Below are 23,812 nucleotides of genomic sequence, written 5' to 3'. Positions count from 1 at the left end.
CCTCTGCATTCATTATACGACAGTAACGGAACGGTTCCCATGAAAACAAGGCACTTACAAATATTCAGTATCCACTACATAGCACATGGCAGAATTGAACTTGACTCAGATTACAGAGGCGTTGAACGGGATGTTCACACCTAGTAACCACTTTGTCTTTTGGTATGACGACGAAGGTGCGTTTGCTGACAATATTGTGGAATTGCGCGAGAACCTGAATGTGCCAATCATCGAGATGGCCGCTAGTCAACAATTTCACACCAAACTCCAGCTACTTGAGATCCAGGAAGCGGGGGGGAGTGCGCTGGTCTATTCCCCGGTGCCCAAGCCTGCCTTGAATGAGGACTTCTTGGCTGATTTTGAGCGCTTCTCTCGTTCATACTCTGCTGATGCGGTCACCATGTTGCGAGAGGAATTGCAGTTGCCTGCCGATCAGCAAGGCTTCGTTTCCGACCAGCAAGCCTTCTTTGCAAGTAAGGAACGCAAGACGCGTTTTCAGAAGCTATATGGGCCGAAGAAAAACCCGACGCTCACACTCTTGGCCGTTCTATCAAAAGCGGATGAAGTCACTCTTTCTGGTGTGCTTCGGGCGGTCATTCACGAGTCCACCGATGCTGACAATTCCATTCTTTCAAGCTTTGCGAAATACGGTGTGCTGACTCAATTCTGGGACTTCATTGCGAAAGGGTATGGCTATGTACCGGCTGAGCCAACGTTGCTTGGTTTGATGTCTGCGATCTTCCTGAATTTTGCCTTTGACCAGGGCCAAGTGGAACTGCCGGATTACTACCACACGTATAAGATCACGCAGGTCAACAATGCCATTTCGTTTATCCAGAATTCGCGTAATCTCTTTACAGCACAGCAAGATATTCAACGTACCGCTGTAGAGGTTTGGCAGGCTGTCGATGCTGCGCAACAATTCCAGAAGCTAGATGTGTCTGTTTTGATGCACATCGATGCCTTCCCGCAACTGGATCGAATGATTGTGAAGTGGCTGACAGGCCGTCTGCTTGATGGGGATGTGGCCACAAAGGTCGGGCGCAATACGTTGGATGAGCTGATTAGCCAGCGACAGAATATGACTTATCACGAGCAATATGATCAGGTCTACGAGATCGAATTGGCGGCGCTTCGTCTGCTGCGCTTCCACAATGCCGGCGACAGTGATGATCTGGGCGGTCTGGTTCAGCGGTATACGACCACTGAATACACGATTGATACCACGTATCGGAAGTTTATTCAGGGAATGCAAAAGGTCATTCCCGATCAAGAAGACCTCGTTGTGCCGTTGCGTGCCAAAGTTGAAAACACGTATCTCAATGACTATCTGAGTACCTCGATTAATCACTGGAATCAGGTCTATGCGCCCACGAAAGTACCAACACGCAATTTGCAGCGTAAGTTCTACAGCAATTATGTGTCCAATCAGCAGAACCGTACCGTGGTTATCATTTCGGATGCGTTCCGGTTTGAGGCAGCCAAAGAATTACAGGCCCAGCTCGACCAGCAGGACAAATTTGAAACCACCATGGACTGGACGATCACTGGCTTACCATCGGTGACCTATTTTGGAATGCCCGCGCTCTTACCCAATCATCAGTTGGCCTATGCCGAAGAGAAGAAGGTCACGGTTGACGATCAGGATTGCGATAGTCTCGAGAAACGCCGAGCAATTTTGCAACAAGAGGATCCAAATTCGGATGCGATTGGCGTGACCGAGTTTCTGGCAATGAGCACCGATGCCCGCACTGCGTTATTGACTGGTAAGAACACGCTGTACATGTACCATAACGAGATTGACAATACCGGTGAAAGTCCAAGAAGTGAAAATCAGGTCTTCGATGCGGTTTCGCGAACCATTGACCAGTTGTCGCGCGTGATTGAGATTTTGCGCAATCGCTCGATTCGAAACGTCTTGGTGACGGCTGATCACGGCTTTATTTACCGTTGGGCGCCGATCGATGAGGCCAACAAGATTGATATTAGCAGCTTCCCGACTTTCAAAAAGGAACAGCGCTATGCGTTCAGCGAGCAACCGATCGAATTGACCGGTGTTGGCTCACAAAAGATCGGGGAAATTCTTGGTAACTCAGATCAACGCTATGTGAACTACCCGACCAACTTCAACATTTTCAAAGCGCCTGGGGCTGGCCAAAATTATGTGCATGGTGGCGCTTCGCTTCAAGAAATGTTGGTGCCGGTGCTTGAGGTCACAACCAAGCGCGGCCGCTCGCAGGCTGAAAATGCGCGGATCCATGACGTCACCGCAAACTCGCGCATCACGTCTCGGCAGTTGACGGTTCGCTTGATGCAGGACGATCCGATCAGCGAGATGGTCACGCCTGCGCACTATACAATCTATTTCGTGGACGATGCGCATCGCAAGATTTCTGGCGAAACCGCGTTTGTGGCCGATATCAGCGATCCGGATCCAAAGGCGCGCATCAAGCCGGTGCGGGTGACGCTTGCGGAGCAGCCATTCATAAACGGCCACACGTATCATTTGGTGCTGCACAACGATGAAACCGGCGTGGAATACACCTCGGATTATCAAATGGACATTGTGATTCAAGGAGGCTTCGGCTTTGACATCTGATGACGAAATGCAAGAACAACAGCTCAACCAGGACGCGTTGCTGGATAAACTTGAAGCCTATTTTCCCGGCCGCTTTGTGCGTAAGGACCTCACGCAGCGCATCAAGGAAGGTGCCAATGTCCCGACCTATGTGTTGGAATTTTTGCTGGGGCAGTATGCGAGTGGCTCTGATCCGGTGACGATCGAGCGCGGCGTCGAGAATGTGAAGAAGACGCTGGCGAACAACTATGTGCGGCCGGATGAGGCGGAGAAGATTAAGTCAAAAATCCGTGAAGTCGGCTCATACACGGTGATCGATCGGCTCCAGGTCTATCTGAATTCGACGGCTGATCGCTATGAGGCCGCGTTTAGCAATCTCAACCTGATTGGTGTTCCGATCGATGAACGCTATGTCCAAGATTACGAACGGTTTCTGGTCGGCGGTATCTGGTCGATTGTCCGGCTCAGTTACGATCATGAGAGCATCGACCACTTCATCATTGAGCAGTTGACGCCGGTTCAGGTGCCAGCCATCCAGATGAGTGAGGTGTATGAGGCCCGGCCGCATTTCACGACGGATGAATGGGTCGATCTGTTGTTGCGCTCGATTGGCATGGAGCCCAGCGAGTTTGATCAGCGAGTCAAATGGCTATTGATTTCGCGGCTCATTCCGTTTGTCGAAAATAATTACAATTTGGTTGAACTCGGCCCACGTGGCACGGGGAAGTCACACGTCTATAAGGAGCTGTCGCCAAATACCATTTTAGTTTCCGGTGGGCAGACCACGGTGGCCAACCTGTTTTACAATATGGCCCGCCGTGAAGTGGGTTTGGTCGGGATGTGGGATGCGGTGGCGTTCGATGAAGTCGCCGGGATCAATTTCAAAGACCAAGATGGCATTCAGATCATGAAGGACTACATGGCCTCAGGGTCGTTTGTCCGTGGGCGCAACGAGATCCAGGCGGATGCCGGAATGGTGTTTGTTGGGAACATCAATCAAAGCGTCGATGTGATGTTGCGGACATCGAATTTGTTTGAGCCATTTCCACCCGCAATGGGAACGGACACGGCCTTTTTGGATCGCATTCACAACTACCTGCCGGGCTGGGAGATACCAAAGTACAAGCCCGCGTTCTTCACGAATGGGTACGGGCTGATCACGGACTATCTTGCCGAGGTCATGCGCGAATTGCGGAAAACCGGGTACGGGGATGTCATCGAGGACTATTTCGCGCTGGGCAATCAGCTGAATCAGCGAGACACAATCGCGGTACGCAAAACTGTCTCCGGCATGATCAAGCTGCTTTTCCCCGATGGCCAATTCACGAAGGATGAGGTTGCGGAGGTCTTGGCGTTTGCGCTTGAGATGCGGCGCCGGGTGAAGGAACAGTTGAAGAAGATTGGCGGGATGGAATTCTATGACGTCAACTTCTCCTACATCGATCGCGAAACCGGTGAGGAGACCTATGTCACGGTGCCAGAGCAGGGGTCGGCGACGCTGATTCCGGTTGGTATCGAAAAGCCAGGCTTCGTGTACACTGTGCAATACGATGAGGCGGAGCGACTCAGTCTTTTCAAGCTCGAAACGACCAAAGCTCCTGGCAGCGGGAAACTGGATAAGACGGGGATTGGCTCCAATCGAGCTGCCCGTGAAGCGATGGATACGGCAATGCGTTATCTGCTGGCGAATTATAATCAGATCGATCAGCGCATGATGCCGATGAAGCACGCTTATGCAATTCACGTGACCAATCTGAATAGCAATGAGACGAGCGAACATCTCTCGCTTGCGACGTTCATTGCGCTGATCTCTATTTCGGTGGAGCGGCCGACGCTTGACAGCATGGTCGTGCTCGGCGAGATGTCATTGGGCGGGTCCATCGGCAAAGTTGATAACTTGGCGGATGTGTTGCAGGTGGCACAGGACAGCGGGGCGAAGAATGTTCTGCTGCCAGCGAGTGCCATGGCGCAGATGGCGACTGTACCGCCTGAGTTGATGGGCGCATTCACCTGGGTAACGTATAAAGATGTCGAGGATGCGGCATTTAAGGCGTTTGGTCTGAGCTAAAAAAAGTGGGTGTCGGAATTTTGACCGGCACTCACTTTTTTTGATTCTCAGTAGATTGTTTTGTTTGGTGTTTTGAGTCGATATTCGGTGGTGCCAGACTTGCCCAGCCTTGGCTATCCGCTTGTGTGCTGACTTTGACTTCAACGTTATTTTGCATCGCGCCGTTTGCGCCTTGCCCCAAACGCGAGTCCAACAGCCCCCAGGCCCAGCACCAGAACACTAATCCCCTGCATCATCAACCGACTTGAACTCCCGGTAGCCGGAAACTGCGACACCCATTTCTCAATGCGAATGGTCAGGTTATCCGAATTGTCCGCCGTGATAATAATCGATTTAGCAACCGCATCCCCAGCGTTCACGAAATCGTATCCGACTGGCAAAACTGGGGTGTAGCTGACCGTGGTGCCAACAAGGCCGTTTACCGTGACGGGATCGCCGACCTGATCGCCGTTTTCGTCGATGTAGGTGATGGTGGCGGTGCCGGGCAGTGCCTCGTAGTGATAGGCGAGGGTGGTGCTTGCGCCGGTTTTTGCGTTGACGGTCTTGGGCGGCGCGCTGGTGGAACCGTCGCTGCCGACGACTTTGTAGCCCGGGATGGCGGGCGGGGTGAATGCGGGCCAGCTGCCATCGTTGGAGCCATCGCCGGTCGGATGCGCCCCGCCTGCAATTAGGTTGCCGGTGGCGTCGATGCCGGCCGAAACGTGCCAATAGCTGTCGGAATTTTTCACGATGGCGTGAGTGACGAGGTCATATCGCACGTAACAGAAGTAGGTGATCAGCTGGGTGGTGGTCGTGATCGTCCCGTCCGGCGCGGTGACGGTGATCGTGCGCGTGAACTCGCGGTAGATCGTATTTTTCGTCATGTTGTCTGGATAGGTAAAATCGGTTGGTAACCCCGTGATCGTGGTGTTTCCTGAAATGCCATGCTTGAGGTGGATCACTACGTTGTCGTTGTCGTCGCGGGTCAACACAATGTTCCCCGTGAGGTTGCCGCTGGCGAGGACGTAATTGGCCGGCACGGTCACGGTGTAGGGCATGGTGGCGCCGGGGAGGCCTGAGACGGTCGTGGGGGTGCCGACGACCGCACCGCCGCCGTCATCATCGACGAAGGTGATCGTCGCGGTGACGTCGAGGCTGCCCAACACATAAGTATCCGCGTTGGCGCCAGTATACGCTGAGGTGGCGCTGGTACCGGCAACGGTGGTGAGGTCAACGAGGCCTTCCGGAGCGGCGGTGCTGCCTGTGCCGACGGATAGCCAGTGAGTGGTTGTGGTCGCGTTTGGCAGGGCCGGCTGGAGCGTGAATTGTGGGCCGAATGTGATCTGGTTGAGGCTGGTCATGCCATTGAAGATATTGGTGATTTTCCCGGCGGTGAGATTGGCTGTGTTCCATCCACTAAAGTTAAGGAAAGTCAGTTTCGCGGCGTTTTGGAACATCATCTGAGCAGAGGTCAGCTGGCTGGTCTGCCACTGGCCGATATTCCCGATGGTGGTCAGGTTGGCTGTGTCTGCGAACATGGCAATCATGTTGGTCACTTTGCTGGTGTTCCAGTTTCCGAGATTACCCAGGTCCACAAGGCCGCTTCCTTGAAACATGGATTGCATTGTGGTCATCGAGGACACGTTCCAGTTGTCCAGATGGCCGATGTCTTGCAACGCGGTCGCATTTTGAAACATGTAGCCCGGATTGACGACCTTTCCCGTTTGCCACGCGGAGAGGTCGCCGATGTGAGCGAGATTTGGCGCGGCCGAAAACATATAGGTCATAGAGGTCACGTTGCTGACATCCCATGCATCGAGCGCGCCGAGGTCCGTGATGCCGGTGGCGTAAAACATCGACTGCATGTTGGTGACTTTTCCAACGTTCCAGGAGGCGAGGTTGCCGATGGATCGAAGCGCGGAAGTCGAGGTGAACATGTATCCCATGTTGTCGTTTTTGGCCATGTTCCAGCTGCTGAGGTCGCCCACGGAGGTTAACGCGGTGTCGCCATTAAATAGGTTGCTGGCATTCGTCACGTTGCCGGTGTTCCAAGCGGATAGGTCAAGCTGAGTTAGGTTCGGGAGTTTGTTGAACATAAACATCATGCTTGCGACATTAGACACGTTCCATCCGGCCAAGCCACTGATCGTCTGAACCGGGGTCCCGGCAAACATGTAAGCCATGGAGGTCACGTTGCTGGTATCCATATTTTCCAGGCCTGTGATGCTGGTCAGTTTTTGCCAAGCGGTCACGGTCTGGCCGGCTGACACGGGCTGGACGCCAAATAGTGTATTAACGGAGGCCGGTAACACGACTTTACCTTCAACGGAGACCTTGACGATATTGGCATTATAGGCGGCCCAAGGATTGACGGTGGTGTTTGCCGTCACGTAGGTTGCACCAGTACCCGCGCCGAGGTGGAGCGTCCAGTCGGCGTCGATGGTCCAATTGACGGTCCCCCAAGTCCCACTGTACATGGTCGTCGCCGCCTGCACGGTTTGCACGGCAGACGGAGCGGTCGACGATGGCATGGCGATCGCCAATGCGGTGCCGATGCCAAGAACCGCAAGTGCGAGGGCGCCGCGCTTCACTACTTTGAAGTCACGCCTTTGTGTGTGGGGCGGATCTGGTTGATATCGAGTCCCGTGCCTTGTCAAGTCAGCTCACCCTTTCGCCATCCCGCCCCCACAAGGATGGATTCACCCAACATATTTACATGTATCATTGCGCATTTTGGGACAATAGGGAGAAAGTGTAGCATATCTGAACGCTTTTTCGAGGGATGGGGATGCAGGGGTTTTCTTGGCTCGCGAAGATGCCGCTTTGTGCAAACGCCGACCTATTTTCCCGCTTGCAAAATCCCTCAGATAGCCGAAAATGAAGAGCGAAAGCATTTCCCGCACGCGGGCAAGGAAGGAGTCGCTCATGAAAGTTGACTACAAACAGCTTCAGATCGCAAAGGATGGGGTGCCGGCACTGGATGGCATGCTATCTGTTTTGCTGGGAACAGCGCTTGAGAAACCGGAATGGCGCGGCAAGGACCTGATTGCCAAGGCTATCGACGCAATCGGGCTGCCGGATGATCTGCGCAATGCCACGATTGGCAATAACAACACGAATACGATCGAGAATCGCACTTGGTGGGCGCTCTCTGAATTAACGACAGCTGGGATGATGTTGCGGCCACGGCGCGGGTATTATCAGATCTCTGAACTTGGCGAGCAGTTGTACCACGAGTATGGCCTGGACCTGACTCGCAATCTGGTCCGCGAACAGGACGCTTATCAAGCGCATCTAGATGAGATCAAGCAGAACAAGGAGAGCACCGCAGACGACTCGGATGCGCCTAGCGATGCAGGAGTAGAACTACAGGCAGAGGACGAGGCGGATGAAGCGATGAACGCTCCAGTCCCCGGTGGCTCTGAAGCTCCGAAAGACGCGAGAGTTGAGGCACTCCTCCCGATCGCTCAAGAGTTGATCGAGTATGTCAATTGGTCGCTGGCTCACAATGGCGGCGATTACGATGCGGACAAGGCGCAGGACAATCGCTGGATCCGTGGGTTCCGCAAACGCGACAATTTGTCTGAGATCGTGATAGGCGGTAGGCAGATCGGTTGGAATTTTGGCCGGGCATTTGGCGGTAGCCACATCAGCGCGACACCTTATTTGAATATACGGGCGGTTAATTTTACCTACGATATTTCCGACCCGAAGCAGCCGGCCCTGCGCGTAGACTTGCATCACGATGACACAAACGACAAGACTACACTTTTTGCCACGCCGCTCAGTGGCGCGCAGGTGACGGCTGATGAGATTCGCGTGGTCGCGCGCGTTTTCTGGCAGGAAGTCGACAAGCACGCCGTGAATCGGGCTGCAGTGGCAACCATTCCTGCTCGCCCTAAGATCGACGCACCCGAGATCGACAAATACGCTAGGGCGCTGACCACCTCGGCCAACGTGATCTTCCGCGGCGCGCCTGGCACAGGCAAGACGTACCTGGCGAAAATGGTCGCGGCTTACATCATCAGTGGCCACACGACCACCAGTGTGAAGGACCTGACTGCCGAGGAGAAAACGCGGCTGGGGTTCGTGCAGTTCCATCCCAGCTATGATTACACGGATTTTGTCGAAGGCTTGCGGCCCCATGTCAGCAAGAAAGACGAGCAGATGACTTTCCGCCTGGAGCCTGGCACGTTCAAGGCGTTTTTGCAGGATGCGATCGATGAGCAAACGGCAAACGGCGATGCGGCCAAGCCTTATGTGTTCATCATCGACGAGATCAATCGCGGCGAGATCGGCAAAATTTTCGGCGAGTTATTCTACGCCATCGACCCGGGCTACCGTGGCCCGGCTGGCGCGGTGTCGACGCAGTACGCAAACCTCCACGCAAGCGACGACGCGGACGCCGACAAGCTGTATGTACCGGAGAACGTCTACATCCTCGGCACGATGAACGACATCGACCGCTCCGTTGACAGCTTCGACTTCGCGATGCGCCGGCGCTTCCGCTTCATGAACATCACGGCAGACGAGCGCAAGGGCATGCTCAGCGAGCTGAAAAATAAACAGAAGCTGGCCGAGACAATCATGACCGATCTCAACGAGGCAATCGAGCATACGGATGGGCTGAACGAAAACTATGATCTCGGGCCATCGTATTTCCTGAAGCTCAGCGAGATCAGCCCTGCCGAACTGTGGGCGCAATATCTGGAACCGCTACTGGCGGAGTACATTCGCGGGATGGTCAATGAGAAGACCCAACTCGAATCGTTTGAGGCAATCTTCAATGCCGCAGTGAAAGCGGCGGGCGTGGCGCCGGCGCGTGCGGAGGCCCAAGCTGCCGGAGCGGCGTCTGACGGAGAAGATTCGGGCGAGACCCACACAACGAGCACAACCACAACCTTGGACCTGGCTAATTCTGACGAACCGGCCGATTCCGACGACCCGGCTAAGTCCAACGAAACCCCATCTTCACCGGCCACGACCCCAGCGACAGGCGAGCAGGATGAGTAGCGTCGCGCGGGCGTCCATTCGCGATAACAATCCAGTCGCCCCCGCGACATTGGCGCAGTTGCCCGAGCTGGCGGCCGTTTTGACGGATCGCACGCTGGGCCAGCTGAAGGCGGATGATCTGTTTGTTTTTCCTGCCTTCGACGCGGTCGACTCGGGAGATCCCAATGCGGCGGACCAGCAGGATCTCACCGCCGATCAGAAGGTGCTGTTCACAAAGCAGCGCCAGGTGTGGGCCGGCAATGTAATGGGGTTTATTGGCAAAGGTGACGAGCAGCTCATGATCACGTCGCGTTTTGTCCGTCCGGGTCAACGGGATCATTTTTTCCAATACCTGCTGGCGAAGGTGCTGGGGACGCCGAATGTGGTCGATCTGTCCACGACGGGGTCGGCGCAGCGGCCGTTGGTGGATCTGCTGCGGTATTCGTTTCCGCTCTACCTGCGCCGGGCGCTGCGCAAGGGGCTGTACAAGACGTACATTCGCCGCGAGGAAAATGAGGCGGCGGTGCGCGGGCCGATCGATGTCGCGCGTCATCTTCGGCAAAACACGCCGTTTCTCGGGAATGTCGCGTACAGCCGGCGCGAGCTCACGGCGGATAATCACGTGCTCCAATTGGTGCAGGCGACGATCGACATGCTGGTGGGGCAGGCGGGCGGCCGAAAATTGTTGGCCAGTGTCAGCGATGAGGTCGCCCTGGTTCGCGAGGCAGTCGGCGGGCGGCATGGGGATGTGCGGCAGCTGATCCACGTCAACCAGCAGCGGCCTGTCATGCACGCGTATTATCGGGAGTACAGGGACTTGCAGCGGCTGTGTTTGCTGCTGCTTCAGCATCGCCAGATTCAGCTTGGTCTTGGCACCCGGCAGGTCTACGGCATCTTGTTCGATGGCGCGTGGCTGTGGGAGGAGTATCTGAACTCACTGCTTTCGCCGGCGTTCATGCATCCGCGGAACAACTCGGGAAAATTGAAACAGTTTCTATTCTTTGATGAGGAGACCGGTCGCAATAAGGGGTCGATCTTCCCAGACTTCATTCGCGACGCGCCGCGGGTGATCGTCGACGCGAAGTACAAGCCATATGGCAACATCGGCGGCCGCGATTACCAACAGATGCTGGCGTATCTGCTCAGGTTTGAGTCGCGCCACGGCTATTATCTGTATCCGGAGCAGGGCGCCCGGCTTGAGCATCCGCTATTGGTGCGGCAGGGGCTGGATGCGGTGCCGGACGAGTCGGGCCGACCGGATCCGGACGCCATTCAACATGAATGGGACCTGGATCGCATCGGCCTGCACATCCCGCAAGACTGCGATGACTACCCGGCGTTTGAGGCGGCGATGGCGCAAAGCGAGGTCCAGCTGAAAAGACGGCTGGGATTGCCAATCGATTGAGGGTTGAATGCTAAGGACAAAAAAACTGGGACGGCCCATCACTGGGTCGTCTCAGTTTTTAAATGTGCACAAAGATTCGGCCAAATTTTTGTGCATGTTTAGATTTTTTGCCGATTCTCACTTTTTTGAAAAAAGACCAGAATCGAAAATGAATATTTGGGAGCTAGGTACGACAAACACACCGGTCGACGTGTCTTTTCAGGCATGGCCAGTGTGTTTGCGTGATTTTAGATTAGGATACTGCGGGCGCCTTGCTTGTGGGGCTTGGCGCGATCAGATTTCAACGGCGACAGCGTGATCAAAAGTCGATGCTTACTGCCGGACAACGGTGATACTGGTAAAGCGATGGAACTGTGGAACTGACCCACTCCCCTAATTTATGACACCACTGACTCGGATGCCCTTCATAGCAGCCACTCTAGGTTTGCGTACGGTATCCCCCGCACTGGGTCCGCCTGCCTCGGGGGAAACCGTTCCGTGTGGCCACACCAGAAGCCCCTTCTGCTGTGGATTAATATAGCACCCTGGAAACGGTTTTGTCAACTTTATTTGGCGACAATTTAAACGCGATGAACTGCTGATGCTAGGGCGTTTATTCGGCTGTCTTGTCAACGGCAGATATATTTATTTAAAATAACTTTTGCGACGGGCGAGTCTTAGCCGCATCCAACGTATTTTACCAACAATTACCGTACCGCCACCCGCCATTTTCCATTGCGACGCGCCCGCGACCGGTGTCATAATGGCGGTAATAAGAAATGAGGCCTAACAATGATATCGATTTTTTCAACCATGGTGATTGCCGCGGCGAGTCCCGTGATCATGGGTATCGGCGCCGTGATCGTGATCGCGCTGCTGATTCTGCTGGAAGTCAACCGCGCCCGCGCCGTGAACAGCTTCACGCCCAAACCACAGGCGGCCCCCGATCCGACTGTCGACGTGGACATCGACCAGTTTATCCGCGGCGAGGTCGCGAAACTGACCGTGCCAGATCAGCCGCTCACTGTTTTCGACAAGCGCGGCCGGGCCAGCGAAAAGACGTTGGTGCAGGCCGCCACGGATACGGTCCGGGATCAATTTGCCGGCCAGGCCGTGACCCAGCAGACATTAACGCACATGGGGGCGGTGATCCAGCGAACGGTCCCGCTTCTCATGTGGCGCAGTGCGGTGGGGCAGTTGCTGGCGGATCCGCGGCAACTCTCCGGGCTTGCCCAATTGCCCGAATACGCGGCAGTGAAGGATCGGTTGCCGACTGCAGAGCAGGCGCTGGCGCTGGCCGCCGCGCTGACCAAGTAGGGCGCACGCGCACCCAAAGGAGGCCCAAATGTCCCAAGAAATGATCTCGCTGTTGACACTGATCGGGTTCGCCCTGATCTTGAGTTTCGTCGCATTGATCACCCGGCGGCGGAAGCGCTGAATGAGTCGATCAAGTTTCTAGAGGTTTGGAAGACCACCCAGCGCCTTCCCGAGTCTTGTTATATTGTCATCTGGTAATGCCGAAATAGCGGGCAGAGATGCATCGCCCGACAATAAAATGTGAAATTATTTTCCGTGAGGGCTTGACGGCCGGCATTATTCCGTCTAGTCTATGCGGTAACAAAATACTTCGTCCATAAACCGTGGAAGTGGAGATCAAAACTGTTGTGCACGCAAAGAGAGTCGCCGAAGATGAGAGTGCGACCGAACGCAGGCAGTCAAATGGACCACTGAGGGTTCCCCCAAAAGCGATGCGAGTCAGGGGAAACGTAAGGCATACGTCAGTTGTCGGCAGGGTGTTGGCCCTGTGCTAAGTGGGTGACTCGTTTTTTTGAGTCGCTAATTAAGGTGGCACCGCGGAAATCATTCCGTCCTTAAGCAGTTCTATGAAACTGTTTATGGGCGGATTTTTTGTATTCTTCCGAAAGCCGGTGTCGTGATGCACAACTTATTTTTCAAACGATGGCAACGTCCAAATTGTCGACTGTCACTTTTCTCAAGGACTGTCCAAGGAGGACGCAATAATGATCAACGAAACGATTCAAACACTGTTGGCACAGAAAGACCTGACGTTTGCTGAAACGAAGGCCACGCATGACGAACTGATGAGCGGCGAGACGCCGGATGCGCTGATCGCCAGCTATCTGACCGCAATGGCGGCTAAGGGGGCGACGGCCACGGAGATCGCCGGCGCGGCGGATTCGATGCGGCAAAAGGCGTTGGCGTTTGACCCGCAGGCACCGGTGCTCGAGGTGGTCGGCACAGGTGGCGACCATGCGAACACGTTCAATATCTCCACAACCAGCCTGTTTGTCATCGCGGCGGCGGGGGTGAAGATCGCCAAACACGGCAATCGCGCGGCGAGCTCGCGGTCTGGGGCCGCCGATGTGCTGGAGGCGCTGGGGTTTGATATCAACGCCTCGGTTGCAACGAGTGAGGCGCTTCTGGCCAAATACAATCTCTGCTTCCTTTTTGCCCAGAAATATCATCAGGCGATGCGCTTTGTCGGGCCAACGCGCAAGGTGCTCGGCTTCCCGACGATCTTCAATTTGATCGGGCCACTGAGTAATCCGGCGAAACCGACATATGAGCTGCTCGGTGTGTATCGCAAGGACCTGCTCCAACCGATGGCAGAAGCACTGGTGCAACTGGGTGTGGTCAAAGGCATGGTGATCCGCGGCGAGGACGGCTTGGATGAGATCACGGTGGCCGGCAAGACGGATGCCATTTTCATCGATCACGGCCAGCTGACTGACATGACACTCGACCCGCAGGACTACGGCATCGCCATTGCGGACAAGGCGGAGCTGGTCGGTGGGACCCCAGCTGAAAATGCGGTGATCACGCGGCGCATTCTCAGCGGGCAAGATCAAGGCGCCAAACGGGATGCTGTGCGGATGAATGCCGGGGTCGCCATTTACCTCGCGGGTGGGGCACCGTCGATCAAGGCCGGCATCGAAAAGGCGACGGCCATCCTGGCAAACGGCGCGGCGTCGCGGCTATTGGACACGGTACTTGCCGCCAATGGCAAGAAGGTGAGTGCATGATCCTGGACGACTTGGTCGCGGCCACGAGAACGCGGCTGGCCCGCGCGGAAGCGACCAAGCCGCTCGCCCCGCTGCGGGAGGCGGCGTTGGCCACGCCAGTTCCGACTGGCGGCCCCCGCTTTCTTGAGGCGCTCGACGCGCATTTTGGGCTGATCGCCGAACTGAAGCAGGCCTCACCGTCAAAAGGGGTGATCGCGACCGCTTTTCCCGTGGCGCAGATCGCGGCTGATTATGAGGCTGGCGGGGTGGATGCGATGTCCGTTTTGACCGAGCCGACGTATTTTCACGGGAGCCTGGCGACGCTGCGCGAAGTGGCGGGGCAGACGCAGGTGCCACTTTTGCGGAAGGATTTTATCCTAGATGACCGCATGTTGCTCGAGGCCCGGGCGGCCGGGGCGAGTTTGGTGCTTCTGATCGTCGGCATTTTGGCTGACGGCCAGTTGCGCGAGCTATATACGACCGCTTTGAAACTGGGGCTGGTGCCGCTAGTGGAATGCCACAACGAAGACGAGATCCGGCGGGCGCTGGTGCTTCAGCCACAACTGATCGGCGTCAATAACCGCGACCTCCGCGATTTTTCCGTCGATTTTGAAAATAGTATCCGGTTGCGGGCCATGGTGCCGCCAACAATCAAAGTGATCGCGGAAAGTGGTATCACGGAACCCGGTCAGCTGACGGTGCTGCGGCGCGGCGGGTTGGACGGGGCGTTGATTGGCGAAACGTTCATGCGGGCGACGGACCGGCGCGCCACGGTGCAGCGGTACCGGGCTGCGAGTGAGGCGGCGGTATGACGCAGGTCAAAGTGTGCGGCTTAATGACCGAGGCGGATGTCGCGCTGGTGAACGCGCTGCGGCCGGACCTGGTCGGCTTTGTCCTCGCAGTGGGCCGGCATCAGAAAACGACTGCCGAAGTGCTTTCGCTGGCCAAGCAGGTCGCGCCTGGCATTCGCCGCGTTGCGGTGGTGGTGGCGCCCGATTTTGACCAGCTCGCGGTGCTCGCCTCGGCCGGGGCCATCGACACGGTGCAGTTTCACCGGCCCGCGACGCTTGCCCAGGTGCAACAAGCCCGAGCGCTTGGACTGCAGACCATCGCACGCATTGCGGCGGACGCGCCCCGGACCCTGGCAGATGTGGCGTTGGTGGATGCCGGCGATGGCAGTGGCGAGACGCTGGATTGGCGCGCGCTGCCGGTTCTCGCGCAGCCGTTGATGTTAGCTGGTGGGCTGGATGCGACCAATGTGGCGCAGGCGATCGCGCTGGTGCACCCTGCGATTGTGGATGCCTCGAGCCGGCTGGAAACAGGCGGCGCGAAGGATCCGGCGAAGGTCGCGGCGTTTATCGCGGCGGCCCGGAATGCGGAGTGACGTTGAACAGATCGGTGTGACCGAAGCAAAATCGGCGTCATCGAAGCAAGCTCGGTGTTTTCGAAGAAAGAAGTTGGATCAATGACAGAATTGAAAGATATCCCAGAAACAAGTGAGACCCGGTTCGGCGATTTCGGCGGGCAATATGTGCCGGAAACGTTGATGACCGAGCTGGAAAAATTGACGGCGTGCTTCAACGAAGCCGAGGCGGATCCGGATTTTCAAGCCGAATTCCACCGTCTTTTGAATGAGTATGCAAATCGGCCGTCACTGCTCTATTTTGCGAAGCGGATGACCGAGGACCTCGGCGGCGCGAAAATCTATCTCAAGCGCGAGGACCTCAATCATACCGGGGCGCACAAGATCAACAATGTGCTCGGGCAGGTGCTGCTGGCGCGGCGGCTGGGCAAGACCCGGCTGATCGCGGAGACTGGCGCCGGCCAACATGGCGTGGCGACGGCGACGGTGGCGGCGCTGTTCGGGATGGAATGCGAGGTGTTCATGGGCAAGGAGGACACCGAACGGCAAAAACTGAATGTGTACCGGATGGAACTGCTCGGCGCGAAGGTCACGGCGGTCACAAGCGGCCAGGGCCTGTTGAAGGACGCGGTCAACGCGGCGTTGCAGGACTGGGCGGCGCGGCCGGAAGACACGTATTATGTGATCGGCTCGGCGATGGGCCCTGCGCCATATCCGGCGATGGTCCACGCGTTTCAGAGCGTGATCTCAACGGAGGCCAAGCAGCAGCTTCAAACCGTCGAAGGCCGCCTGCCGGATGCAGTCGTCGCCTGCGTGGGCGGTGGCTCCAACGCGATCGGCAGTTTCGCGGCGTTCATCGGCGATCCCAGCGTGCGGCTGATCGGCGTCGAGGCGGCCGGCCAAGGCGTGGACTCTGGCAAAACAGCGGCCACGCTGGAAAAAGGAAGCGCCGGTATTTTTCACGGGATGAAATCGATCTTCCTGCAAAATGGGGACGGCCAGATCGATAAGGTTTACTCGATCTCCGCGGGGCTGGATTATCCCGGCGTCGGCCCAGAGCATGCGGCGCTGCAAGCCAGCGGACGCGCGGATTATGTGGGCATCACCGATGACGAGGCAGTCGCGGCGTTTGAATACATCGCGAAAATGGAAGGCATCGTCGCGGCGATCGAAAGTTGCCACGCGGTCGCCTATGTGCAAAAGCTCGCGCCGACCATGCGCAAGGATCAGATCATTATCTGCACGCTGTCCGGCCGCGGCGACAAAGACGTCGCGCAGATTGCAAGCTACAAGGGGGTGGCCCTATGAACCCATTACGCAAAGCATTTGAAAACGGCCCGGCCTTCATCCCATTCGTCACGGCCGGCGACCCGTCTGCGGAAAAAACGGTCGCGTATGTCGTCGCATTGGCCAACGCCGGGGCGGATATCGTTGAGCTCGGTGTGCCATTTTCCGATCCGATCGCCGATGGTCCCGTGATTCAGGCGGCCGGCCTGCGTGCGTTTGCAGGCGGCATCACGGTTGAGCGGGTGTTTGACATCGTCGCCGCCATTCGCCAGCAGACCCAGGTCCCGTTGGTGTTTTTGACCTACGCAAACATCCCATTTAAATATGGCTACGAGCGGTTCTGCGCGCGGTGCGCAAAATTGAGAGTGGCCGGTTTGGTGATCCCGGATCTGCCCGCGGAGGAGGCGGGCGAATTATTGCCAGCCGCTTCGCAAAATGGGGTGGCGCTCATTCCACTCGTCAGCCCAACCTCTGGCCACCGATTGGCCAAATTGACCGTCCATGCGGATGGCTTTGTCTACATCGTCTCGGCCCTTGGCGTCACAGGCACGCGGGATGGGTTCGCGCAAAATCTCGACGACCTGATCGCCGACTTGCGCAAAGTGACCGATGCGCCGCTTTGCGTGGGTTTTGGCATTCACACGCCCGAGCAGGCCTCTGCGATCGCAGGGCAGGCGGATGGCGTGATCGTCGGCAGTGCGATCGTCAAGTTGATCGCCGATGCGCCGGATGACTTGGCCGGGTTGGCCGAGTATGCTGGGGCGATGGCGAACGCGACACATTCGGGGCGGGGGCAGGCGTAACCGGCTGTCGACTGAACTGTGCGCCTTTATAATAGAAGAAACGGGTTTGCGGTTTGTGTTTTTCCCTGGAAAACGTTGGTACTAATGCTGTCCCACCCTAATTTCGTTTACAAACGTGGTAGAGTCGGGTATCATATCAAGGTATGCAATACGAATAATTAGAATAATGGCGGAGGTACAGCATGGCTGCAAAATGGGAAAAACAAGGCGCAACAACTGGTGCGCTGACCTTTGAAATCGCACAGGATAAGATCAAGGAAGGGCTGGACAAGGCGTTCACCCGGGTAAAGAAGACGCTGAACGTCCCTGGCTTCCGAAAGGGCCACGTTTCCCGCACGATTTTCGACCGGATGTATGGCGAAGCCGCCTTGTATGAAGACGCACTGAACATCGTTTTGCCAGACGCATACGACGCAGCAGTCACTGAAACAGGAATCGATCCTGTTGACCAGCCGTCTGTTGATGTTGAATCGATGGATGAAGACAAGCCATGGGTCATCAAGGCGACGGTCACCGTTAAGCCGGATGTCACACTTGGCGACTACAAGGGCCTGACTGTTGATAAGCCAGACCGCGAAGTTTCCGACGACGAGGTCGCAAGCGAACTCGACAAGCGCCGCGAAGCACAGGCTGAATTGGTTGTCAAAGACGACACCCCAGCTGAAAATGGCGACACCGTGACGATCGATTATGTCGGCACGTCTGACGGTAAGGAATTCGATGGCGGCTCTGCGAAGAACTACTCGCTTGAACTGGGCTCGAACTCCTTCATTCCTGGCTTTGAAGACCAACTCGTTGGTCACAAAGCCGGTGAAGATGTCCTTGTCAAAGTGACCTTCCCTGAAAACTATCAGGCAGAAGAGCTCAAGGGCAAGGATGCCGAATTCCAAGTCACCATCCATGAAGTCAAGGAAAAGCAGCTGCCTGCACTTGATGATGATTTTGCCAAGGATCTCGACGAAGACGTTGATACCTTGGAAGAATTGAAGATCAAGGTCAAGTCCGAACTTCAGCAAAAGAAGGATGACGCCGCCGACGACGCGATCCAGGAACAGGCCATCAGCGAAGCCGTTGATAACGCGACGATCGAAGAGATCCCGCAAGCCATGATCGACACGGAAGTTCACAACCAGCTCGACCAGTACCTGGGCAACATGCAGCGTCAGGGCATCAACCCGCAGATGTACTACCAGCTGACCGGCACCACCGAAGACGATCTGAAGAAGCAGTTCACTGCTGACGCTGAAAGCCGCGTTAAGACTTCCCTTGTTCTGGAAGCCATCGTTGCAAACGAAAAGATCGAAGCAACGGACGAGCAAGTCAACGCCGAGATCAAGGACCTCGCCAGTGAGTACAACATGAGCGAAGATGCCGTTCGCAAGGCGCTGACCGAAGACATGCTCAAGCATGATATCGGCGTCAAGGATGCCATCAAGATCATCACCGACAGCGTCAAGGAAGTTGAACCAAAGGCTGATGACAAAAAAGAAGACGCAGAAGAGAAGTAATTCTTGACGCGCAAGGAACCGTCTCTGTTTTCGGACAGAGGCGGTTTTTTTGTCGGGTGCGAAGCGCGGCATTCAGGTCTGAGCCCAACTGCGCGCGGCACAGAGCTCGTCGATCAATTTAACCGGTTCAAGTAATACCCCCGCATCCGGCCTGAATGCCCGCTCTGACTTGTTTTCACAAGCATTTAGCTTTGATCCGCATTGGTGACACATTAAAAAGTATTTGTTATCATTAATTATAGACATGACACAATTGAATTTTGAGAGGAATGATTCGATGCCAAACCGCCCATCCGATTTGACACAGATGAGCGCAGCCGCCTTGGCGGAAAAGCTCACCACGAACCAAACCACAGGGCTCACGACCGCCCAGCTTCACGCGGCCCGCGTGCAGTATGGCGAGAACGCGCTGGCCGCCGCCCCGAAGATCCCGCTTTGGCGACGCATCATCGGGCATCTCCAAGATATTACCAGTTTAATATTGATTTTTGCTGTCGCGGTCTCGACTTATTTAGCCCTGACGACTGACAGTGACTGGACCAAGGTCTTTATCCTCGCCGCGATCATTGTGCTGAACGTCGGCATCTCGCTTTTCCAGGAGGGCCGCGCGGAAAAAGCGATCGCGAGCCTCCAAGCGATGAGCGACCACACAGTTACTGTTATTCGTGAAGGTCAAACGCAGCCCATTTCGACGACCGATTTGGTGCCCGGCGATCTGATTCAGCTAGTGCCCGGCGATATCGTCCCGGCGGATGCCCGATTGATCGGCGCCGGCGAATTAGTGGTCAACGAATCCATTTTGACTGGCGAAAGCGCGGCCGTCGTGAAATCGGCCACCAGCGAGCCGGTCGAGCGGCTTGAAGAAGCCGGCAACATCGTGTTTTCCGGCACGGCGATCACTCAAGGCCGGATGCAGGCGTTGGTGATCGCGACCGGCATGCAGACGGCGCTGGGCAAAATCGCGGGCATGATCAACCGCACCCAGCGCGGCCAGACGCTGCTCGATCAGCGGCTCAACGTGTTGGTAAAGCGGCTGTCTCTTTTCGCGGTCGCGGGCGGGGTGGTCACGATTCTGCTGTCGACGCTCCTGCACAACGAAACCTTGGTCGACAGCTTAATGGTCGGCGTCAGCCTCGCGATTGCCGCAGTGCCAGAGACCCTGCCGGTGATCGTCACGCTGGCGCTTACGTATGGCGTCCAGCAGATGGCCAAGCGCCACGCGATCATCCGGCGCGTGACCGCCGTGGAGACGATCGGCAACGTGACCGTCATCGCCTCGGACAAAACAGGCACGCTGACGCAAAATCAGATGACCGTGGTTCGCTACTGGGATGGCCACGAGGCGCCGCAAGCAGTCGGTCAGGATGCGCCTTTGACGGAGGAGGCGCTGGCAAATGTGCGGCAGGTGCTGCTTGCGACCAACGCGACCCTGGCCACGGACGGTCAGGCCGCAGTCGGCGATTCCACCGAACAGGCCTTGGTGCGGCTGGCAGCTGACCACGAGGTGACTCGCGATGCGGTCGCGCAAGACGCCCCGCGGCTGGCGGAAGATCCGTTTGACTCCCACAAGAAGACCATGGCGACGCTCCACCGAAATGCGTCCGGGCAGTATTTTGCCATCGTCAAAGGCGCGGTCGATCGCCTGCATTTTCGAGACGTCACGCCCCGCGCCCTGCAGCGAATGAACGACGATTTTGCCCAAGAGGGATTGCGAGTACTAGCGGCCGGCGTCCATCATTTTAAGGAAAAACCGGGCGCGGATTGGGCGACGGCGCTGGCTGACCTCGACTTTCTCGGGTTATTTGGCATCATGGACCCGGCGCGGCCCGAAGTCCCGGCGGCGATCCAGGAAGCACAACGCGCCGGCATTCGGCCCGTGATGATCACTGGCGACCATCCGGCAACGGCCACGGCGATCGCGACACAGATTGGAATCTTACATCCGGGCGACAAGGTGATGACAGGCGGGGAGCTCGCGCAATTAGACGATGACGCCTTCGCCGAGGTGATCGATGACATCCGCGTTTTTGCCCGCACGACCCCTGCGGATAAATTGCGCATCGTGAAGACTTGGCAGACCCGCGGCGAGGTGGTCGCGATGACAGGCGACGGGGTCAACGACGCGCCGGCCTTGCGACAGGCGGATGTCGGCGTCGCAATGGGCATCACGGGTACCGAGGTCGCCAAGCAAGCGGCCGACATGATCTTAACGGATGATAATTTTGCCACGATCATCAGCGCCGTGCGCCAAGGCCGTGTCGTTTATCAAAACATTTTAAAAGCGGTCGAATTCCTGGTCTCCGTCAACTTCGCGCAGATTCTGACGATGGTCGCGGCGGTGCTACTCGGCTGGGGTGCCATCATGTCGCCAGAACAACTATTGATCGTCAACATCATCGCAGACGGAATCCCGGGCCTCTTTCTCAGCCGCGAACCAGGCGAGCGCGGTATCATGGCCTTTCCGCCGCTGGCAAGAGACGCCAGCATCTGGGCATACGGCCTCGGCCAACGCGTCGCAGTGCGGGCCGGCACCTACATGAGCCTGATTCTCGGCACCTATGCCCTGGGCCGCTTCGCCTTGAGTGCCAACGTGCCAGCGGTGGGCATGACGATGCTATTTTTCCTTCTCACCATCGGATCGATGCTGGACGTATACCCAATCAAAGAACGCCAGCCGCTCACTCTGGCCAGCCTCACCGCCAACCCATGGCTGACAAGGACGATCATGATCCTGATTGCGGTCCTCGTGACGATCGGCCTGACCCCAGCATTGGCCAACGTCTTCGGCCTAGTTGCCCTGACTGTCCCGCAATGGCTGATCGTCGGCGCCCTAGTCTGGGTACCGGCAGTGATCGTCGAAACTTTCAAACGCTGGCAACTAAAGAAAACAGCGGGGCCGGCGTGGCAGATGGACGAGAGTGAAATTGGGTAGGGTAACATGGCAATTTTTCACCAGCTGGAAAGAAGTCTATTCCAATAGAAGAAACACGCTGCGAGGAAACGGTGATCGCAGCGTGTTTTTGTGCTCGGGAGGAGTTTCAGCCTGGACATGGAGGCTTCTGGGCTCTTGGCAAAGCGGATCAAAATCGACCAAAGTTGTCAGTGTCCGTATAGCTGACCGAAAAGGGTACCATCAATTTTTCGATGCCAACTCGAGGCTTGAGTGCTGGATGTAGGGTGGGCTTCGGCCGAAAATGGCTCAGCCCCCTCGTCGGTGTTGGCGGCTGTGCCGCCTACACCGAAGGCAAGCTTTAAGACCGCGAACTTGGCGGGCTTAAAGTTGCCTGGGAACGTTCCAGCCAATTTTCGGCCGAAGCCCACCCGGGCGCTTTCGCTTTCTTTTTTTCTAACTCAACCCAATATTGCATCCGAAAATTTGTGTGGTACCATAGTTCGGTCAGCTATGCAGACCTTGACACGTTTGGTATGATTGAAGCATCAAGAAAGGGTTGAAATGACTATGTTTGACAACGTTGAAACCACCGGGCCTGTGACCTGCTCGTTTTGCGGCAAGTCGCAAGATCAGGTGAAGAAGATCGTTGCTGGCCCTGGCGTATATATTTGCAATGAATGCATCGATCTGTGCAAACAGATCATTGATGAAGAATTCAAAGAAGATGCGGCGCAGAACCTGCTCGAAGTGCCAAAGCCGGCTGAGATCTTGAAGGTCTTGAACGACTATGTGATCGGCCAGGACGCCGCGAAAAAAGCGCTGGCCGTTGCCGTGTACAATCATTATAAGCGCGTGAACCAGATGGAAGTGGCAGACGAAGGCGACACTGAGTTGCAAAAGAGTAACATCGCCCTTATTGGCCCGACCGGTTCAGGGAAAACGTTCCTGGCGCAAAGCCTCGCGCGGATCCTGAACGTGCCATTTGCGATCGCGGATGCGACGACCTTGACCGAAGCCGGCTACGTGGGCGAAGACGTGGAAAATATTTTGCTGAAGCTGCTGCAAAATGCGGACTACGATGTTGAGCGCGCCGAAAAAGGCATCGTCTACATCGACGAGATCGACAAGATCGCTAAGAAGTCCGAAAATGTCTCGATCACGCGGGATGTTTCCGGCGAAGGTGTTCAGCAGGCGCTCCTCAAGATCTTGGAAGGCACGATTGCCAATGTTCCGCCGCAGGGAGGCCGCAAGCATCCCCAGCAGGAATTCATCCAGATCGACACCACCAACATCTTGTTCATCGTCGGCGGTGCGTTTGATGGCATCGAAGGCATCGTCAAGAACCGTATCGGCGAAAAGACGATCGGCTTTGGCGCCAACACCAACGCCCATGCCGAAGACAAGGGTAGCCTGATGCAACAGATCATTCCGGAAGACTTAATGAAATTCGGGATCATTCCTGAATTCATCGGTCGGATTCCAATCTTAGCTGCCCTCGAAAAACTGACTGAGGATGACCTGGTCCGTATTTTGACCGAACCGAAGAACGCGTTAGTCAAGCAGTATCAAAAATTGCTCGCGCTGGATGACACTGAGCTGGAATTCACGCCAGAAGCGCTGCACGCCATTGCCCATCAGGCGATCGAGCGTGACACCGGCGCCCGTGGCCTGCGCTCGATCATCGAAGCGGTGATGCAGGACATGATGTTCAACTTGCCGAGCGAACCGGATGTCACCAAAGCCATCGTCACCAAGGCGGCGGTTGACGGCACCGGCGAACCGGAGCTCATCCGCAAGGGCGAACGCAAAGCTTCCTGATCCCGCACACTGGACCCCACATCGAATGACTGATGTGGGGTTTTTTTGATTCGAAAATATTTTCCACCCAAAGTGGGGACCCGCCAACGATTTTTCGCCTTGAACGACGACGCGCG

General features: G+C 56.3%; 15 protein-coding genes. 14 read left to right on the top strand and 1 reads right to left on the bottom strand.

Annotation, left to right across the window (positions count from 1 at the left end):
- Positions 1-85 precede the first annotated feature (85 nt).
- Together pglZ and brxL are read left to right on the top strand one after the other, a co-directional pair.
- The gene (gene pglZ / locus EKM95_RS06830; protein WP_125697097.1) at positions 86-2,599 is read left to right on the top strand and encodes a BREX-1 system phosphatase PglZ type A; all 2,514 of its coding nucleotides are present in this window, start codon (positions 86-88) and stop codon (positions 2,597-2,599) included.
- Positions 2,589-4,646 (top strand): protease Lon-related BREX system protein BrxL, encoded by a 2,058-nt coding sequence (brxL, locus tag EKM95_RS06825; protein ID WP_379897152.1) that lies wholly within the window; start codon positions 2,589-2,591, stop codon positions 4,644-4,646. Before pglZ ends, brxL begins: the two co-directional genes overlap by 11 nt.
- Before the next feature lie 146 nt (positions 4,647-4,792).
- Here brxL and EKM95_RS06820 read toward each other — a convergent pair whose 3' ends face one another.
- Positions 4,793-7,216, bottom strand: coding sequence for a BspA family leucine-rich repeat surface protein (locus tag EKM95_RS06820; RefSeq protein ID WP_125697096.1), 2,424 nt, complete (start codon positions 7,214-7,216; stop codon positions 4,793-4,795).
- A gap of 334 nt (positions 7,217-7,550) precedes the next feature.
- Between EKM95_RS06820 and EKM95_RS11995 the strand changes: the two genes are divergently transcribed.
- The 12 genes from EKM95_RS11995 (at position 7,551) to clpX (ending at position 23,696) form a co-directional block, all read left to right on the top strand.
- Positions 7,551-9,638 (top strand): winged helix-turn-helix domain-containing protein, encoded by a 2,088-nt coding sequence (locus EKM95_RS11995; RefSeq protein WP_164510116.1) that lies wholly within the window; start codon positions 7,551-7,553, stop codon positions 9,636-9,638.
- Positions 9,631-11,022, top strand: coding sequence for a 5-methylcytosine restriction system specificity protein McrC (locus tag EKM95_RS06810; RefSeq protein WP_125697094.1), 1,392 nt, complete (start codon positions 9,631-9,633; stop codon positions 11,020-11,022). Before EKM95_RS11995 ends, EKM95_RS06810 begins: the two co-directional genes overlap by 8 nt.
- 771 nt (positions 11,023-11,793) lie before the next feature.
- Positions 11,794-12,318: a hypothetical protein gene (locus tag EKM95_RS06805; protein WP_125697093.1), complete on the top strand. Its 525-nt coding sequence runs from the start codon at positions 11,794-11,796 to the stop codon at positions 12,316-12,318.
- A gap of 28 nt (positions 12,319-12,346) precedes the next feature.
- Positions 12,347-12,439, top strand: coding sequence for an LPXTG cell wall anchor domain-containing protein (locus EKM95_RS06800; protein ID WP_125697092.1), 93 nt, complete (start codon positions 12,347-12,349; stop codon positions 12,437-12,439).
- Between the two features lie 583 nt (positions 12,440-13,022).
- Entirely contained in the window at positions 13,023-14,045 is a 1,023-nt protein-coding gene (gene trpD / locus EKM95_RS06795; protein ID WP_125697091.1) for an anthranilate phosphoribosyltransferase, read from the top strand.
- Complete coding sequence (gene trpC, locus EKM95_RS06790) at positions 14,042-14,836, top strand: indole-3-glycerol phosphate synthase TrpC (protein WP_125697090.1); 795 nt, start codon at positions 14,042-14,044, stop codon at positions 14,834-14,836. The genes trpD and trpC overlap by 4 nt, the downstream gene beginning before the upstream one ends.
- Positions 14,833-15,408: a phosphoribosylanthranilate isomerase gene (locus tag EKM95_RS06785; RefSeq protein ID WP_125697089.1), complete on the top strand. Its 576-nt coding sequence runs from the start codon at positions 14,833-14,835 to the stop codon at positions 15,406-15,408. Before trpC ends, EKM95_RS06785 begins: the two co-directional genes overlap by 4 nt.
- Positions 15,409-15,489: 81 nt before the next feature.
- Positions 15,490-16,695: a tryptophan synthase subunit beta gene (trpB, locus tag EKM95_RS06780; RefSeq protein WP_125697088.1), complete on the top strand. Its 1,206-nt coding sequence runs from the start codon at positions 15,490-15,492 to the stop codon at positions 16,693-16,695.
- Positions 16,692-17,477, top strand: a complete 786-nt coding sequence (gene trpA / locus EKM95_RS06775; protein ID WP_125697087.1) for a tryptophan synthase subunit alpha — start codon at positions 16,692-16,694, stop codon at positions 17,475-17,477. Before trpB ends, trpA begins: the two co-directional genes overlap by 4 nt.
- A 182-nt stretch (positions 17,478-17,659) precedes the next feature.
- Positions 17,660-18,985 (top strand): trigger factor, encoded by a 1,326-nt coding sequence (tig, locus tag EKM95_RS06770; RefSeq protein ID WP_125697086.1) that lies wholly within the window; start codon positions 17,660-17,662, stop codon positions 18,983-18,985.
- 277 nt (positions 18,986-19,262) lie between these two features.
- Positions 19,263-21,917 (top strand): cation-translocating P-type ATPase, encoded by a 2,655-nt coding sequence (locus EKM95_RS06765; RefSeq protein ID WP_125697085.1) that lies wholly within the window; start codon positions 19,263-19,265, stop codon positions 21,915-21,917.
- 528 nt (positions 21,918-22,445) lie between these two features.
- Positions 22,446-23,696, top strand: coding sequence for an ATP-dependent Clp protease ATP-binding subunit ClpX (clpX, locus tag EKM95_RS06760; protein ID WP_125697099.1), 1,251 nt, complete (start codon positions 22,446-22,448; stop codon positions 23,694-23,696).
- The last annotated feature ends 116 nt before the right edge of the window (positions 23,697-23,812 follow it).

The sequence above is a fragment of the Lacticaseibacillus yichunensis genome, from assembly GCF_003946405.1.
Classification (GTDB): domain Bacteria; phylum Bacillota; class Bacilli; order Lactobacillales; family Lactobacillaceae; genus Lacticaseibacillus; species Lacticaseibacillus yichunensis.
Note: the sequence above shows the minus strand (reverse complement) of the source record. Positions and strands in the feature narration are given on the sequence as shown.

Excerpts from the sequence above, each read along its gene's own strand:
- pglZ (WP_125697097.1), top strand. The coding sequence starts at position 86 with ATGGCAGAATTGAACTTGACTCAGATTACAGAGGCGTTGAACGGGATG.
- EKM95_RS11995 (WP_164510116.1), top strand. The coding sequence starts at position 7,551 with ATGAAAGTTGACTACAAACAGCTTCAGATCGCAAAGGATGGGGTGCCG.
- EKM95_RS06810 (WP_125697094.1), top strand. The coding sequence starts at position 9,631 with ATGAGTAGCGTCGCGCGGGCGTCCATTCGCGATAACAATCCAGTCGCC.
- EKM95_RS06805 (WP_125697093.1), top strand. The coding sequence starts at position 11,794 with ATGATATCGATTTTTTCAACCATGGTGATTGCCGCGGCGAGTCCCGTG.
- EKM95_RS06800 (WP_125697092.1), top strand. The coding sequence starts at position 12,347 with ATGTCCCAAGAAATGATCTCGCTGTTGACACTGATCGGGTTCGCCCTG.
- trpD (WP_125697091.1), top strand. The coding sequence starts at position 13,023 with ATGATCAACGAAACGATTCAAACACTGTTGGCACAGAAAGACCTGACG.
- trpC (WP_125697090.1), top strand. The coding sequence starts at position 14,042 with ATGATCCTGGACGACTTGGTCGCGGCCACGAGAACGCGGCTGGCCCGC.
- EKM95_RS06785 (WP_125697089.1), top strand. The coding sequence starts at position 14,833 with ATGACGCAGGTCAAAGTGTGCGGCTTAATGACCGAGGCGGATGTCGCG.
- trpB (WP_125697088.1), top strand. The coding sequence starts at position 15,490 with ATGACAGAATTGAAAGATATCCCAGAAACAAGTGAGACCCGGTTCGGC.
- trpA (WP_125697087.1), top strand. The coding sequence starts at position 16,692 with ATGAACCCATTACGCAAAGCATTTGAAAACGGCCCGGCCTTCATCCCA.
- tig (WP_125697086.1), top strand. The coding sequence starts at position 17,660 with ATGGCTGCAAAATGGGAAAAACAAGGCGCAACAACTGGTGCGCTGACC.
- EKM95_RS06765 (WP_125697085.1), top strand. The coding sequence starts at position 19,263 with ATGCCAAACCGCCCATCCGATTTGACACAGATGAGCGCAGCCGCCTTG.
- clpX (WP_125697099.1), top strand. The coding sequence starts at position 22,446 with ATGTTTGACAACGTTGAAACCACCGGGCCTGTGACCTGCTCGTTTTGC.